Origin of the sequence: Verrucosispora sp. ts21 (genome assembly GCF_002879555.1) — a bacterium.
Lineage (GTDB): Bacteria > Actinomycetota > Actinomycetes > Mycobacteriales > Micromonosporaceae > Micromonospora > Micromonospora gifhornensis.
This window is the reverse complement of the sequence record NZ_PNOZ01000119.1, coordinates 1-14349: the sequence shown is the minus strand read 5'-3', so window position 1 is coordinate 14349 and position 14349 is coordinate 1. Positions and strand designations below refer to the sequence as shown.

General features: G+C 69.5%; 16 protein-coding genes and 1 pseudogene. 8 read left to right on the top strand and 9 right to left on the bottom strand.

Going from position 1 to position 14349, the window contains the following annotated elements:
• Nucleotides 1-116 precede the first annotated feature (116 nt).
• Both C1A38_RS29090 and ychF read left to right on the top strand, forming a co-directional pair.
• Nucleotides 117-602 (top strand): hypothetical protein, encoded by a 486-nt coding sequence (locus C1A38_RS29090; protein WP_102660884.1) that lies wholly within the window; start codon nucleotides 117-119, stop codon nucleotides 600-602.
• Between the two features lie 167 nt (nucleotides 603-769).
• Complete coding sequence (gene ychF, locus C1A38_RS29085; RefSeq protein ID WP_102660883.1) at nucleotides 770-1855, top strand: redox-regulated ATPase YchF; 1086 nt, start codon at nucleotides 770-772, stop codon at nucleotides 1853-1855.
• A gap of 15 nt (nucleotides 1856-1870) precedes the next feature.
• On the opposite strand, the gene C1A38_RS29080 is transcribed toward ychF, so the two are convergent.
• Nucleotides 1871-2599 (bottom strand): SanA/YdcF family protein, encoded by a 729-nt coding sequence (locus C1A38_RS29080; protein ID WP_102660882.1) that lies wholly within the window; start codon nucleotides 2597-2599, stop codon nucleotides 1871-1873.
• A gap of 153 nt (nucleotides 2600-2752) precedes the next feature.
• On the opposite strand from C1A38_RS29080, the gene C1A38_RS29075 reads away from it, so the two are divergent.
• The gene (locus C1A38_RS29075; RefSeq protein ID WP_102660881.1) at nucleotides 2753-3223 is read left to right on the top strand and encodes a hemerythrin domain-containing protein; all 471 of its coding nucleotides are present in this window, start codon (nucleotides 2753-2755) and stop codon (nucleotides 3221-3223) included.
• 52 nt (nucleotides 3224-3275) lie between these two features.
• On the opposite strand, the gene C1A38_RS29070 is transcribed toward C1A38_RS29075, so the two are convergent.
• The gene (locus C1A38_RS29070; RefSeq protein WP_102660880.1) at nucleotides 3276-4013 is read right to left on the bottom strand and encodes a class I SAM-dependent DNA methyltransferase; all 738 of its coding nucleotides are present in this window, start codon (nucleotides 4011-4013) and stop codon (nucleotides 3276-3278) included.
• A 247-nt stretch (nucleotides 4014-4260) separates the two neighbouring features.
• Between C1A38_RS29070 and C1A38_RS29065 the strand changes: the two genes are divergently transcribed.
• Nucleotides 4261-4515, top strand: coding sequence for a hypothetical protein (locus tag C1A38_RS29065; RefSeq protein WP_199180366.1), 255 nt, complete (start codon nucleotides 4261-4263; stop codon nucleotides 4513-4515).
• Nucleotides 4516-4564: 49 nt separating this feature from the next.
• Nucleotides 4565-5005: a DIP1984 family protein gene (locus C1A38_RS29060; RefSeq protein ID WP_102660879.1), complete on the top strand. Its 441-nt coding sequence runs from the start codon at nucleotides 4565-4567 to the stop codon at nucleotides 5003-5005.
• Nucleotides 5006-5611: 606 nt separating this feature from the next.
• On the opposite strand, the gene C1A38_RS29050 is transcribed toward C1A38_RS29060, so the two are convergent.
• Nucleotides 5612-6019, bottom strand: coding sequence for a GntR family transcriptional regulator (locus tag C1A38_RS29050; protein ID WP_102660878.1), 408 nt, complete (start codon nucleotides 6017-6019; stop codon nucleotides 5612-5614).
• A 294-nt stretch (nucleotides 6020-6313) separates the two neighbouring features.
• Between C1A38_RS29050 and C1A38_RS29045 the strand changes: the two genes are divergently transcribed.
• Nucleotides 6314-6613 (top strand): DivIVA domain-containing protein, encoded by a 300-nt coding sequence (locus C1A38_RS29045; protein WP_102660877.1) that lies wholly within the window; start codon nucleotides 6314-6316, stop codon nucleotides 6611-6613.
• A pseudogene (locus C1A38_RS29040) lies at nucleotides 6613-6863 on the top strand (hypothetical protein). The gene C1A38_RS29045 and the pseudogene C1A38_RS29040 overlap by 1 nt, the downstream one beginning before the upstream one ends.
• Before the next feature lie 55 nt (nucleotides 6864-6918).
• Here the strand turns inward: C1A38_RS29040 and C1A38_RS29035 are convergent.
• Both C1A38_RS29035 and C1A38_RS29030 read right to left on the bottom strand, forming a co-directional pair.
• Nucleotides 6919-7281, bottom strand: coding sequence for a PH domain-containing protein (locus C1A38_RS29035; RefSeq protein WP_013735804.1), 363 nt, complete (start codon nucleotides 7279-7281; stop codon nucleotides 6919-6921).
• A gap of 67 nt (nucleotides 7282-7348) precedes the next feature.
• Nucleotides 7349-7672 carry a 4a-hydroxytetrahydrobiopterin dehydratase gene (locus C1A38_RS29030; RefSeq protein WP_013735803.1) on the bottom strand — a complete coding sequence of 108 codons (324 nt, stop codon included), beginning with the start codon at nucleotides 7670-7672 and terminating at the stop codon, nucleotides 7349-7351.
• Between the two features lie 183 nt (nucleotides 7673-7855).
• On the opposite strand from C1A38_RS29030, the gene C1A38_RS29025 reads away from it, so the two are divergent.
• Complete coding sequence (locus C1A38_RS29025) at nucleotides 7856-8299, top strand: (deoxy)nucleoside triphosphate pyrophosphohydrolase (protein ID WP_502696964.1); 444 nt, start codon at nucleotides 7856-7858, stop codon at nucleotides 8297-8299.
• Nucleotides 8300-8652: 353 nt separating this feature from the next.
• On the opposite strand, the gene C1A38_RS29020 is transcribed toward C1A38_RS29025, so the two are convergent.
• The 4 genes from C1A38_RS29020 to C1A38_RS29005 all read right to left on the bottom strand — a co-directional run bounded on the left by C1A38_RS29020 (nucleotide 8653) and on the right by C1A38_RS29005 (nucleotide 14199).
• Nucleotides 8653-9720 carry a succinate dehydrogenase/fumarate reductase iron-sulfur subunit gene (locus C1A38_RS29020; RefSeq protein WP_102660876.1) on the bottom strand — a complete coding sequence of 356 codons (1068 nt, stop codon included), beginning with the start codon at nucleotides 9718-9720 and terminating at the stop codon, nucleotides 8653-8655.
• A 2-nt stretch (nucleotides 9721-9722) separates the two neighbouring features.
• On the bottom strand, nucleotides 9723-11669 hold the full coding sequence (locus C1A38_RS29015) for a fumarate reductase/succinate dehydrogenase flavoprotein subunit (RefSeq protein ID WP_102660875.1): 1947 nt from the start codon (nucleotides 11667-11669) through the stop codon (nucleotides 9723-9725).
• Nucleotides 11670-11682: 13 nt separating this feature from the next.
• Nucleotides 11683-12489: a succinate dehydrogenase subunit SdhC gene (gene sdhC, locus C1A38_RS29010; protein WP_102660874.1), complete on the bottom strand. Its 807-nt coding sequence runs from the start codon at nucleotides 12487-12489 to the stop codon at nucleotides 11683-11685.
• Between the two features lie 267 nt (nucleotides 12490-12756).
• Nucleotides 12757-14199, bottom strand: coding sequence for a TldD/PmbA family protein (locus C1A38_RS29005; RefSeq protein ID WP_102660873.1), 1443 nt, complete (start codon nucleotides 14197-14199; stop codon nucleotides 12757-12759).
• Between the last annotated feature and the right edge of the window lie 150 nt (nucleotides 14200-14349).

The following is a 14349-nucleotide window of genomic DNA, read 5'->3' as shown; positions in this document are numbered from 1 at the left end:
GGGGATGACCTGGTGGACGGCTCCCCGGCAGCAGGGCTACGACCAGGCGAGGGGGGGCGGGGAAGTGTCGGTTGTGGTGGGTAGCGTGCCGCCAGCAACTGAAGAAGGGGCGGGCGATGGCGAGCGTGGTGGGTCGGGCGGCAGAGCCGAGGCAGGGGCAGGTGCCGCTGGACGAGTCCGTGGTCCAACGCTTCTACGAGCGGATGCGCGCGGTCGCGCCGGCGGCGGTCGGCGCCATCGAGCGGGATCGTGCCGACGACCCCGCGCGGACCTTCGCCGACACCGCCTGCGGGCGACTGCTGCGTTCGCTCGACGACGACGGCGTACGGGCGCTCGGCATGTGGGTGCACCACTGGTGCATGCGCTTCTACGACGACGACACCTGGGCGGCGCTGCGGCTGCTCCGGGAGATCGCCGGTCGCCCGCAGCTCGGCTGGACGGCTGACGAGGTCCATTGGATGCTCAACGAGTCCCACCAGGCAAACTCGGTAGCCGCCGCGCGGCTCACCCTTCCGCTGGCCGCCGCCGCCGAACTGGCCCCCGGCGCACTGCGGGTCGACACCCTGATACCCCGCCAGATGAGCCCGACCCCGCACAGCTGACCTGTCGTCGCCGGCACCACCGGGTCGAGCCCAGGACCGCTGACCCGTCGCGACCAACGCCCGGAAGACGCACGCCGACCTGTCGTCGCCCACAGCACCGGGCCCGGCCGCGGCAGGTGACCCACCGCTGCCCGGGATCGTCGGGCGGCGGCGTAAGCTGGCTCGTCGTGAGTCTCACCATCGGCATCGTCGGCCTGCCCAACGTCGGCAAGAGCACGCTGTTCAACGCGCTGACCAAGAACGATGTGCTCGCGGCGAACTACCCGTTCGCCACGATCGAGCCCAACGTGGGTGTGGTCGGGCTGCCGGACGATCGGCTGCACAAGCTCGCCGAGATCTTCGGCTCGCAGAAGGTGATCCCCGCGCCGGTGTCGTTCGTCGACATCGCCGGGCTGGTCCGCGGCGCCTCCAAGGGGCAGGGGCGCGGTAACGCCTTCCTGGCGAACATCCGCGACGCCTCGGCCATCTGCCAGGTGGTACGCGCCTTCTCCGACCCGAACGTGGTGCACGTCGACGGCAAGGTCTCCCCGGCCGACGACATCGAGACGATCAACACCGAGCTGATCCTGGCCGACCTCCAGACCCTGGAGAAGGCGCTGCCCCGGCTGGAGAAGGAAGCCAAGCTCCGCAAGGACCGGGCCGCTGCCGTGGCCGCCGCGAAGGCCGCCGTCGAGGTACTGGACACCGGCACCACCCTGTACGCAGGCGCCGCTGCCGCCAAGATCGAGCTGGAGCACCTGCGTGAGCTGCACCTGCTCACCACCAAGCCGTTCCTGTACGTCTTCAACGTCGACGAGGCCGAGCTGAACAACGCCGAGTTCCTCGACGAACTGCGGGCGCTTGTGGCCCCGGCCGAGGCGGTCTTCATGGACGCCAAGATCGAATCTGAGTTGGTGGACCTGCCCGAGGAGGAGGCCCGCGAGCTGCTGGAATCGATCGGGCAGTCCGAGCCGGGGCTGGACCAGTTGATCCGGATCGGCTTCCGCACGCTCGGGCTCCAGACGTACCTCACGGCCGGGCCGAAGGAAGCGCGCGCCTGGACCGTCCCGATCGGCGCGACCGCGCCGGAGGCCGCCGGGGTCATCCACTCCGACTTCCAGCGCGGTTTCATCAAGGCCGAGGTCGTCTCCTACGCCGACCTGGTCGAGGCCGGTTCGATGGCGGCGGCCAAGGCGGCGGGCAAGGTCCGCATCGAAGGCAAGGAGTACGTCATGCAGGACGGCGACGTCGTGGAATTCCGCTTCAACGTCTGACCGGGTCGCCGCCGCTCAGCCGGCGCGCAGCGCGTCGTCCACGCCGGTCTCGCGGCTGCCCAGGTGCACCGGGTCACGGCCGGAGAGCACGTCCAGCGCGGCCTTGACGCTGGCGCCGTACTCGCGGGTGGAACTGATCCGCCAGGTGCGGGCGTACTCCCGGGCGGTTTCGTCGCCGACACCGATGGCGTCCACGCCGAGGTGGCGGCAGACCGTGACGGCGCGGGCCAGGTGGAACTGCTGGGTCACCACCGTCGCCCGCTCCACGCCGAAGATCCGCTTGGCGCGGGCGCAGGAGTCGTACGTGTCGAAGCCGGCGTAGTCCAGGACCACCTTGTCGGCCGGTACCCCGTGCTCGACCAGCCACCGCTGCATCGCCTCGGGCTCGTTGTAGTCGGCGTTCATGTTGTCGCCGGAGACCAGGATCGCCTGGACCTTGCCGGTGGCGTACAACTCGCGGGCGATCTCCAGACGGGCGGTGAGGAACGGCGCCGGGGTGCCGTCCGGCTGGACCCGGGTGCCGAGCACCAGGGCGACCGGGGTGTCGGGGACGGTCTGCGCGGTGTGCATCCGCCCTTCGGCGCCGGACCGGATCCAGCTCACACTGGCCCAGCTCGCGGCGACCAGCAGCAACGCGCCGACCGCACCCGCGAGGACCGCCCGGCGCAGCCAGCGACCGCGACCGTTCTCCCGGATCCGACGCAGCCAGGCCAGCACAACGGTACGGATCGCCATGTCGATCATTATCCCAGGCGGCACCATGCGAGGCGACGCGTCGATGCGACCCCTGGTACTTTGGCCGCAGCGTCGCGTGCCGGTGGCAGACCGTGTCAGGCATGGAGGCGCCGGACCGAAGGGAATCGATGATGATGATCATTGATCCTTCGCCCGTCACCTGTGGGTGAGGGCGAGCAGACCAGGCTGGTGGCCTGGAGTCATGAGTTGCGCCGGGTGCACGAAAGACTCCGCGAAGCGCTGACGGTGACCAGGGAAGCCCTGGCCGACGGCGTGCCGGCGGAGCCGGCGACCAGAGATCTGCTGTTGTTCTGTCACGGGTTCTGTGCTGCCCTGACCGCCCACCACGAGGGCGAGGACCGTGAGCTGTTCCCCGCGATCGCCGAGCAGTATCCGCAACTGCGGGACACCCTGCGTTACCTCCAACAGGACCATTCGATGATCGCGCACCTGTTGGGTGGGCTTCAGGCAGCGGTGGCGCGGGCCGCCCCGCCAGAGGAGTTGAACCGGCACCTGGAAGGCGTGGCGGCCATCATGGAGTCACACTTCCGCTACGAGGAACGCCAGCTCCTGACTGTCCTGGAAACCCTCACCCTCCCGACTGATCCCCGCACCGTCCTCGGTCCTCTCTGAGATCCTGGTACGGGAACGCCCCCAGGAGAGCACTCCCGTACCAAGATTCAACTCAGCCGAGTCGGTAGAGGGAGATGTGGGAAGGGCTGGTGCTGGTGAAGGGGGTGCGGTCCCAGTCGGCGTAACGTTCGACCAGGTGCAGACCGGCGTCGGCGGCCAGCTCGTCGATCTGGTCGGGCCACAGGTACCGCATGGCGAACGGGTGCAGGTGCACCCCCGTACCGTCGAAGGTGATGGTCTGCCGCAGGAACGTCTGCGCCGCCCGGTCGTACTTGTGCAACCTGATCGTGGCGGAGGTCTCGGTGACGTCCCGCATCCGGACCTGCTCGTCCCGGTCGAAGTCGGCCTCGTTCGGCACGTACGTCTCGATGACGAACAGGCCGCCCGGCTTCAGCACCCGCGCGACGTTGCGGAAACAATCCGCCTGCCGCTCGGCCCGCACCAGGTTGAACAGCGTGTTGAAGACCAGAAACACCAACGTGTACGGCCCACCGGGCGCCGGCACGTCCGCCATGTCGCCCACGTTCACCGGGATGGCCGCACCGCCCGGCTTCTCCCGCATCTTCGCGACCATGGCCGCCGACCCCTCGACGCCCGCCACGGCGATGCCACGGGCGGCGAGCGGAACGGTGACCCGTCCGGTGCCGCTGGCCAACTCCAGCACCGGCCCGTCACCGGCCACACCGGCGAGGAACTCCACCGCCGGCTCCGGGTCCGGCAGCCCGCCGGGCTGGTCGTAGGTGTCGGCCCAGTAACTGCCGAAATGCCCCGGATCATCGAAGACCGACATCAGCGGCCCCCGTCGTAACTACCGGCGCCGCGCGGCGCCCTTACTTCTCGGGTACGCACAAAGCCTCGATTCGTCGAGTCGGTTAACGGATTCTCGCTGGGCAGGCGTCGCAGCGTCCCTCATGTCCGTTGCTCCCTCCACTCGATGGGCGGTGAGCCGATGCCCTCGGCTCTGCCACCACCGAACCGCGATCGATCGAACGCGGGCAACCCCTTTTCGAAGCGCGCCGTCGGAGGGCGACGCCACCATGTCCTTCAACGTGGTGACCCGGACCGGCACCCCGACGCCCTCCACCGACACGTACCCGATCAACCAGTGGCGCGTGATCGACCTGACCACCACCGACATTCCCGAGGGCACCGACGTCCGCCCGGTGGTCAGCGCCACCGCCGGCAACACCGTGCCGGGCAACCGGTTCGTCTCGTACTGCCAGAACGGCCAGACCGCGACCTACACCGCCAGCGGCACCACGCTGGACTACCAGGTCACCCTGGTCCAGTGAGCCCAACCCCGGGCCGGGCACCGTCCCGGCCCGGGGGCCTTTTGCCCCACTGCCGGATAGCCGAGCGACGACCTCCGAACAGCTCCGCGCCCGCATCGTCGCCAGCGCTCGCTACCAGGAGGGCGAGACACCCGCCGAGGACGCCGCGAGTCTTCTCGTGGAGGCAGGCGAGGTGCTCGGTGAACTGGAGTCGCTGATGCGGCGGATCAACCGCACCAACGCCGCTACCCCGGTCGACGGTGGCACCCTCACCGACGCGCTGGCCCGCCGCGACGTGCTTCGCCTGCAGCACCGCATGGTCACCTCCGCCGCCGACGCCGCTGCCGGTGAGGGCCAGCGAGGGTTCCGTCAGTTGCGGTCTGAGCTGAAGATGATCCCGGCGCTTGCGGTGGCGCAACTGCGCAGCCAGGCCGACGACCTCGCCCGGCAACTCCGCGAGGTCGACACCCTGATTCAGCGGACGAACTGGGAGGTCGACCTGCTGGACTGAGAGTTTTGCGGAGCAGGTAGCCGACGTGGAGGCGTGCACGAACCCGAGAGCCGGCGGGTAATCCGGTTCACTCCTGGTGCGCCGAGGGCAGGCGTAGGGGTTCGACTCCCCGACACACATCGCACGCCCAGCACAGCACACAGGTGACGGCGCACAGGGCACGGCACACTACCGAGTGCAGATCCACGACGGCGAGGGTGGGACAGGGGCTTTCCGCAACGCTCGTTCGCTACGACCTTCAATGCCCGCACTGCTGACGGGCCTATCCGAGCAACGCCGCCACCGCGGCCAGGCCCGGCCGCGTACGCGATGACCGGCTGCGCGACCAGCTTCAACGCGGTGATCGCGGCCAGCTCGGTCGGCCTGACCGGCTCTGCCCGCGCCGGTGCCGTTGCGTGCAGCGACGCACCGAGCGCGAGAAGTTCCACCTGCCTGTCGGTCGAGAGGCCACGCGCTTCAGCCTCGCATCCCGAAACCACGGAGCAAACATCCCGCTGATCCGCAGCTTCGCGGGGTCATCCCCGACATGCACATCTGCCGCCGAGCGCGACAGCCGTGCTGCAAGTCTTACCGATGCCTATGCCGCTGCTCGACCGGTCCTGCCCGCTACGGGAAGGTCAGCTCCACCTCGTCGCCGGGGAAGCTCTCTGTGCTGCCGTCCGGGTAGCGCACCTCAAGCACAGGGACGCCCTCGTCCAGGTCGAACGACCGTCGCTCGGCACCGCTCGGCATTCGAGCGACCACGGCGGCACCTGCCGGAAGCTGGACCGTTCTGCGCTGGGGAGTCTCCCGGACCCGGGTGCCGAACGGGCGGCTCGTGGTGACGAGTCCCTCCGAGCGAAGCAGAGAGATGGCCATCCGAACCGCGTCGCGTCCGATCCCATGCTCCTGACTCAACCGGGCCTCGCTGCCGATGCTCGATCCGGGAGCCAGGGCGCCGGTCTCGATCTGCTCGCGAATCAGGTCTGCGAGCTGGACGTATACCGGCGTGTGCGAGCGCGGATCGATCGTCATGAAGTAAGCCTTGTGCCGCCATGGGAACGATCCGACACGGCTATATAGCCATGATGCATTGTTGGATTGTCGCCACATTGCTATCGTCGGGCTGTGCGTTCGATCTGGAGGCGGGAACACGAGGTGCCTCACTCCCGAGCGTGACGTTGAGCTGCTCTGTCGCCGTACTGCCGGTGGGCTGCGGTGGCAGGGCCGTGGGCACCCGCCCGCCCGGGTTGGCGGGTGCCCACTTCCAAGAAGATCCACAACGGGAGGGGGCAGGGCGTGGGAATCCTCCGGCGTATCGGACGGTGGGTGTGGGCCGGTCGGGGCGAGTCGGTCCGGCAGACGCACGAGCCGGGCTACTACCGGTCGGCGGCGTACTCACCGTTGCGGCCGTGGCAGGTGCGGGGTCGGCAGTTCCGGTCCACCCGGCGTTGGCGGCGTGGGCTCGATCCGGCGGAGGTGCGGGAGTTCCTGGATCAGGTGGCCGACGACCTGGCCAGCGTCTACAACGCCCTCGGCGTCAGCAGGCAGGAGGCCGACCGGATCAAGGATGCGTTGCGCTGCTGGCAGTCCGAGCAGGCCGAGCGTGCTCACGCGGGGCGGCGCTAATGGGTCAGCGGTTCGTCATCCACCTGCCGGTGGTCGCCGGGGACCTTGCCGCCGCCGTACGCCTGGGTCGGGTGGTGGCGCGGTGGGCGAGCCTGCTCGCCCGGACCGACCCGGGGGAGACCACCGTCTCGGCCGAGGACTCCCAGGCGTACGCCATCGGGTCTTCTGTGATCTGCGGGTGGTCGGTGGCCGGCGGTGTGTGCTGCGCGCCGACCACGACGGCCCGTGTTCCCGGCGGGTGACCCGGTGACCGCTCCGGTGGCTGGATGGGCCTACCCGCGTGCTCTCCGGGTTATTCGGCCTGGTCAGCTGATGTAGTGCAGGATCACGTTGTGCACGTGGTGGCTCTTCTGGTCGCCCCGGAACTCCACCTCGTAGGTGTGCGTGCCGACGTGGATGGCGATCGCGCCGGTGGAGAAGAACGAACCACCCCAGGACTTGTTGCTGACCACGCTCACGCTGGTGATCTTCGAGTACGGGATGCTGGTGATCGCGTACCGCTTGCCGATGAACGAGCGGTCCTGGATGATCACGCGCCGGTCGGTCAGCCCGATGAACCCGGTGCCGGTGCCGACGGCGTCGTAGACAGCGATGATCTGTTCACCGTCGAGCAGGCCGCTCTGTATCTGCTGGAACTGCTCTTTACGGTCGTACGTGGGGTTCGCCATGCAGATCACGGTAGGCGGCCAACGCCAGTCAGCCCGTACCCCCGGCTCCTGGCCGCCCGCGGGCCGGTCAGGTCGGTCGGCCCCCATCAGGCTCGGCGACCGCCCGGTACGCATCCTCGATGCGGGCCGCCAGCAGGACCTCGCCCTCGCTGAGCGGGCTGTTGCTGTGCCCGACCCGGATCTGGGTGTGGTCGGCGCGCCGGCTGATCTCCGGCCGGAGATGAAGCGCGTCGGCGACCACCTTGACTCGCTCGGTCAATGCGGCATGCTGAGTGTCGTCGATGACCAAGGTGCGCCGGATCTGTTCGCCTTCCCGCGTCCACCCGTTCAGGAGGGTGAGCGCGTCGCTGAGGTAGTCGTGCTTCGCGCGACCGCCGAACAGCGCACGCATTACCGCACCTCCCAGGCTTCGTTGCCGGCTTGTGGCCAAATCGTCGCCGCCCCGTGTCTTGTCGGTGCCCTCTAGTCTTACGTCGCACGGATGGTGTGTCCACGCCCACACTTCTGGGGATTCCTGGCCTGACGGACGACCACGCTACCCAAACCGCCGATTGATCTGGCACGCTGGACGTCCGTGTGGACCGAACGGGCGAACGGCACCGGACAGGCCGCCCCACGAGACCCAAAGGTGATCGTCGGAGCGGCGATCATCGAGGATGGTCGGGTGTTGGCCTGTGCGCGCTCCGCGCCACCGGAGGTGGCGGGCATGTGGGAGTTCCCCGGCGGCAAGGTGGAACCGGGGGAGAGCGAGACGGCGGCCCTCGCCCGCGAGTGCGTCGAGGAACTGGGCGTACGCGTCGAGGTCGGCGAGCGGGTCGGCCGCAACGTACGGATGGCGCACGGCCGCAGCGTGCTCAAGGTGTACGCCGCCCGCCTGCTCCACGGCGACCGCCCACGCGCCCTGGAACACTCCGATATCCGCTGGCTCTCCGCCAGCGAACTCGACACCGTGACCTGGCTCCCCGCCGACACCCCCATAGTCGCCGCCCTCCGCCCCCTCCTAACCCCCGACCCCTAACCCGCCCACGCGCCCTCCGCGCCCACGCGCCCTCCGCGCCCACGCGCCCTCCGCGCCCACGCGCCCACTCTTGCGCCTGCTCCCGCGCCCTTGAGCCCCCGCACCCGCGCCCTTGAGCCCCTGCTCCCGCCCCAGTCCTCCTCGGCCCGTCGATCTTGCACTTTCGGTCGCCGAATCGCGCCCTATGTCCCGTATGCGGCGACCAAAAGTGCAAGATCGCGGGCGCGGGGCGCGGGGCGCGGGGCGCGGGGCGCGGGCGGGCGGGGTGCGCTGCCGCGTGAGGGCGCGTGGGGATGGGAAAGGGGACCGGGGCGGGTGCCTCGGTCCCCTTTCGGGTGTTGCGGGTGTCCGAACTAGTGCTTTTCGTCCTGTTCGGGGTGGGCGAAGTTGAGGTGCTCGGGCGGAAGCGGGAAGGTGACGTCGTCGCCGAAGGGGCTCGGGGCGGCGGCGCGGTCGGAGGTGAGCTCCGTCAGGGGGAGCTTTCCGTTGGCACCGACTGCGGGAGCGGTCGGCCTGGGCACCTCACGGTGCCAGTTGACGCCCTGCTGCGCCTGCACTTCGGCGGCGGAGTCGTGCGAGCCGCCCGCGTGCGAGTGCACCCCCTGGCCGCTGGCGCTGGAGCGCACCGCGCCCGGGGAGTGTTCGCTGGTCACGATGGTCTGAGGCACTTGACCCCTCCGGAAGATCTTGCTGCCGAGCCACACAAGGGGATCGTACCTGCGGTCGACGACCCGTTCCTTCATCGGGATGATCCCATTGTCAGTGATCTTGATGTGCTCGGGGCAGACCTCGGTGCAGCACTTGGTGATGTTGCAGAAGCCCAGGCCCTGTTCCGACTGCGCGTACTCCTTGCGGTCGGTCCGGTCGTCCAGGGGGTGCATGTCCAGTTCGGCGGCCCGGATGAAGTATCGCGGCCCGGAGAACGCCGGCTTGTTGTCGTCGTGGTCACGGATCACGTGGCAGACGGTCTGGCACAGGAAGCACTCGATGCACTTGCGGAACTCCTGCGAGCGCTCCACGTCGACCTGCTGCATCCGGTAGTCACCGGGGGCCAGGTCGGCCGGGGGAGCGAAGGCGGGGGTCTCGCGGGCCTTCTCGTAGTTGAACGACACGTCGGTGACCAGGTCCCGGATGACCGGGAAGGTGCGCAGCGGGGTGACCGTGACCGTCTCGTTCTCCTCGAACGTCGACATCCGGGTCATGCAGCCCAGCTTGGGCATGCCGTTGATCTCCATGGAGCAGGAGCCGCACTTGCCCGCCTTGCAGTTCCACCGGCAGGCGAGGTCCGGCGCGTCGGTGGCCTGCAACCGGTGGATCACGTCGAGGACCACCTCGCCCTCGTTCACCTCGACGGCGTAGTCCTGCAGTTCACCACCGTCGGCGTCGCCTCGCCAGATCCGGAACTGACGCTTCGTACCCATCTTCAGCTCTCCTTCCCGGCGGCGTCGGTATCCTCGGCCTCGGCGGCGGCGAGGGCATCGAACTCGGCGAGTTCTTCGTCGGTGAGGTACTTGGCCAGCTCGGCGCGGTCGAACAGGGCGATCAACTCGGCGCGCATCTTCGGCAGCGGCTTGCGGTCCAGCCGGACGGTGTCGCCCTCCAGCGAGCAGACCAGGTTGACCCGCCGCCACTGCGGATCCATGGTGGGGTGGTCCTCGCGGGTGTGACCGCCACGCGACTCACGGCGCTCCAGCGCCGCCTTGGCGGTGCACTCGGAGACGACAAGCATGTTGCGCAGGTCCAGCGCGAGGTGCCAGCCCGGGTTGTAGCGCCGGCCGCCGGCCGCGCTGACCTTCGCCACCCGCTCGCGCAGCTCCGCCAGGCGGACCAGCGCGTCCGCCAGTTCGGCCTCCCGCCGGATGATGCCGACCAGGTCGCCCATCACCGCCTGGAGGTCCTGCTGGAGGGTGTACGGGTTCTCGCCGGTGTCGCGCTGCAGCGGAGCCAGTGCGGTCTCCACCGCCGTCTCCACGGCGGTCACCTCCACCCGAGGGCGGGCGGTGAGCTGGTCGATGTAGTTGGCCGCGTGGCCGCCGGCCCGCTTGCCGAAGACCAGCAGGTCGGACAGGGAGTTACCGCCGAGGCGGTTGGAGCCGTGCATGCCGCCGGAGACCTCACCGGCGGCGAACAGACCACGCACCGAGCCGTACGCGGCACCGGTGTCCGGGTCGACCTCCACGCCACCCATCACGTAGTGGCAGGTGGGGCCGACCTCCATCGGCTCCTTGGTGATGTCGACGTCGGCCAGTCCCTTGAACTGGTGGTGCATCGACGGCAGGCGGCGACGGATCTCCTCGGCCGGCAACCGGGACGCGATGTCCAGGTAGACACCGCCGGCCGGCGTACCCCGGCCCGCCTTGACCTCGCTGTTGATCGCGCGGGCGACCTCGTCGCGGGGCAGCAGCTCCGGCGGGCGTCGGTTGTTGTCCGGGTCGGTGTACCAGCGGTCCGCCTCCTCCTCGGTCTCCGCGTACTGCTTGCGGAAGACGTCGGGGACGTAGTCGAACATGAACCGCTTGCCCTCGGAGTTCTTCAGGATCCCGCCGTCACCACGGACCGACTCGGTGACCAGGATGCCCTTGACCGACGGCGGCCAGACCATGCCGGTGGGGTGGAACTGGAGGAACTCCATGTTGATCAGAGTCGCCCCGGCGCGCAGCGCCAGCGCGTGACCGTCTCCGGTGTACTCCCACGAGTTCGAGGTGACCTTGTAGGAGCGGCCGACGCCACCGGTCGCGAGCACCACGGCCGGCGCCTCGAAGAGGATGAACTCGCCGGACTCGCGGTAGTAGCCGAAGGCACCGGCGACCCGGTCACCGTCGAGCAGCAGCTCGGTGATGGTGGTCTCGGAGAAGACCCGGATCCGGGCGTCGTACGACCCGAACTCCTGCTTGTCCTCCTGCTGGAGCGAGACGATCTTCTGCTGGAGGGTACGGATCAGCTCCAGGCCGGTCCGGTCACCGACGTGGGCCAGTCGCGGGTACTCGTGGCCGCCGAAGTTGCGCTGCGAGATCTTGCCGTCCTTCGTACGGTCGAACAGCGCGCCGTACGTCTCCAGCTCCCAGATCCGCTGCGGCGCCTCCTTGGCGTGCAGCTCGGCCATCCGGAAGTTGTTGAGGAACTTGCCGCCGCGCATGGTGTCGCGGAAGTGCACCTGCCAGTTGTCCCGGCTGTTCACGTTCCCCATGGCTGCGGCGGCGCCACCCTCGGCCATCACCGTGTGCGCCTTGCCGAACAGCGACTTGGAGATGATGGCGGTTTTCTTGCCGGCCAGCCGCGCCTCGATCGCCGCGCGCAGGCCGGCGCCGCCGGCCCCGATGACGACGACGTCGTAGTGGTGTCGTTCGATGCGAGTCGTAGTGCTAGTCATGTCAGCGGGGCCCTTAGTTGATGAACCGCAGGTCGGAGATCCACCCGGCGGCGACCGACATGACGTAGAAGTCGGTGAGCGCCAACGTGCCGAGGGTGATCCAGGCGAGCTGCATGTGCCGGACGTTCAGCCAGGAGACGTAGCCCCAGGCGCGGTACCGGACCGGATGCTTGGAGAAGTGCTTCAACCGGCCACCGATGATGTGCCGGCAGGAGTGGCAGGAGATCGTGTACGCCCACAGCATGATCACGTTGCCGAGCAGGATCAGGTTGCCCAGGCCGAAGCCGAAGCCCTCGGGGCTGCGGAAGGCGGCGATGGCGTCCCAGGTGTTGATCAGCGAGATGATCGCGGCGAAGTAGAAGAAGTACCGGTGCGAGTTCTGCACGATCAGCGGGAAGCGGGTCTCACCACTGTAGGAGGCGTGGCCGTCCGGCACCGCGCAGGCCGGCGGCGAGAGCCAGAACGACCGGTAGTACGCCTTGCGGTAGTAGTAGCAGGTCAGCCGGAACAGCAGCAGGAACGGCAGGGTGAACGCGGCGTCCGGGATGATCCACCAGCCGGGCAGGTACTGCCCGAAGTGGGAGGCCTCCGGAATGCACCGGTCGGTCACGCACGGGGAGTAGAACGGGGTCAGGTAGTGGTATTGCTCGACCCAGTACCACTTGTGCATGAAGACCCGGACCGTCGCATACGCAATCCACGCGCTGAGCCCGATGACCGTGATCAGCGGGGCGATCCACCAACGGTCCGTACGCAACGTCTTTGCCGCGATGGCGGCGCGTGCGCGCGCTCCCCGCGGTTTCGTTGCCGATGATGTCATTCGTGTCTCCCTGACGGGGCCCTCTCACGGGCGGCGGAACACTTCCCGGTCGGCACGCGGGCCGGCCATGCCGGCACCGCATGTCACGTCATGCGCACACCAACGACCGCGCCGGGCGTACCGGAGCAGCTAAGTGACACACGTTACGCCGATCTAGGCGGGCCGTCCGCGCAAGGCAGTGTCCCGTGTGTCCCGCTCTTTGGAAAGCCTCCTGCCATGATCAATATGCGAGCGTCCGAAAAAGATCGACGAGCGGTCGACTGCTGGTCAACCGGACGCCCCGCCGGTGAAGTTCCAGGAGGCCAGCGCCAGCGACGGCGCTTCCCACCGGGCACCGTCCCAGCGGTTCGGCTGGCGGGCCGTACGCCGACCCACCTCCACCACCGCCCCCGGCCCGAGGGCCCGCGGGTACGACTCGGTGAAACGCAGGTCGCGGACCGCCCGGGTGACCTGGCCGTCCTCGACCAACCACACCCCGTTGCGGGTCAGGCCGGTGATCACCAGACTCTTCGGGTCGAGCACCCGGGTGTACCACAGGTCGCTGATCAGCAGGCCGCGTGGCATCCGGGACACCAGGGCGGCGGTGTCCGCATCGGCCACCGCCCCGGCCAACGGCCCCACCGCCCCGCCACCTGCCGCTGTGCCGGCTGCCGCGCCGGAGGTCGCCGGAGCAGTGCCGGCCGGGCCCGAGGCGGTCGTCGCCCCGGCCGCGACGAGGCGCAGGTTGCGCGGGATCGGGCCGACGGTGCTGGCGCCCTCCCAGGCATGCCCGGTGGATTCGCCGCCCACTGCGGCGGCGCTGCGTCGATCGTGCACCACGCCACGGGTGAGCCCCGCGTCCACCAGGGGCAGCGCGCCCGTCGGCGTGCCCTCCAGGTCGAACGGCAACCCGGCCGCGTCGAACGGATCGTCGACCAGGGTCACCGCCGGATCGAACTGGGCCACCCCGGGCTCGGCGAAGGACTGCCCTTCGGCGTACCGCTTGCCGTTGAAGCCGTACCAGGCGAGATTCTCCAGCAGGTCGGTCACGGCGGCCGGTTCCAGCACCACCGGGTACCGCCCGGGCGGCAACTCCACCGGGTCGGTGGCGGCCCGGGCCTTCGCGGCGGCCCGACGCCCCAACGCGGCGGCATCGAGGTCGGCCAGCCGCTCCACACAGTCGCGGGCCGTGCCGTCGACACCGCCGGCCCGGGCGATCCCGTCCATCGCCGCCTCCGCCGTGTGACCCTGCACCGCCTGTCCCGCCGAATTCGCGAACGCCACCGAGCGGAACGCGGTCCGGCAGTAGCCGGCGGTTTCCAGGCCCTCCGCCGCGTCCACGAAGGCCCGGACCAGCGCCGCCCGGTCGTGCGGCCCGGCCTGAGCCGTGGCCGCGTCCCACCGCGACGAGGCCACCGGCGCCGGCGGGGCGAGCCCCGGCCAGGCCGGGTCCCGAGGCGCGAACCGCACCGCCGCGAGCACCCGTTCCACCAGCCCACGCAGGCCGTCCGGGTCGACAGTGGTGCTGCTTGCGGCAACGGTACGACCGTCCAGGTGAATGCGCAGCCGGACCTCCACGGCGGACTCCGCGACGTTCTGGTGGATCGCGGAGTTGGCGAACCGGGTCAGGGCCAGCTCCGCCCGGCTCACCGTCACCTCCGCCTGCGCGCTCGCGCCGCCGAGGCGCCCCACCAACTCCACCACCTGCCCGGCAAGCGCCAACTCACTCATGAATCCACCTTCGTTCGCGACTGCGGGGCTCGCAGGAACGGCTCACTCCTCGCGCTCACGGTGCCACTCTTCGTTCGCGACTGCGGGGCTCGCAGGAACGGCTCACTCCTCGCGCTCACGGTGCCACTCTTCGTTCGCGACTGCGGGGCT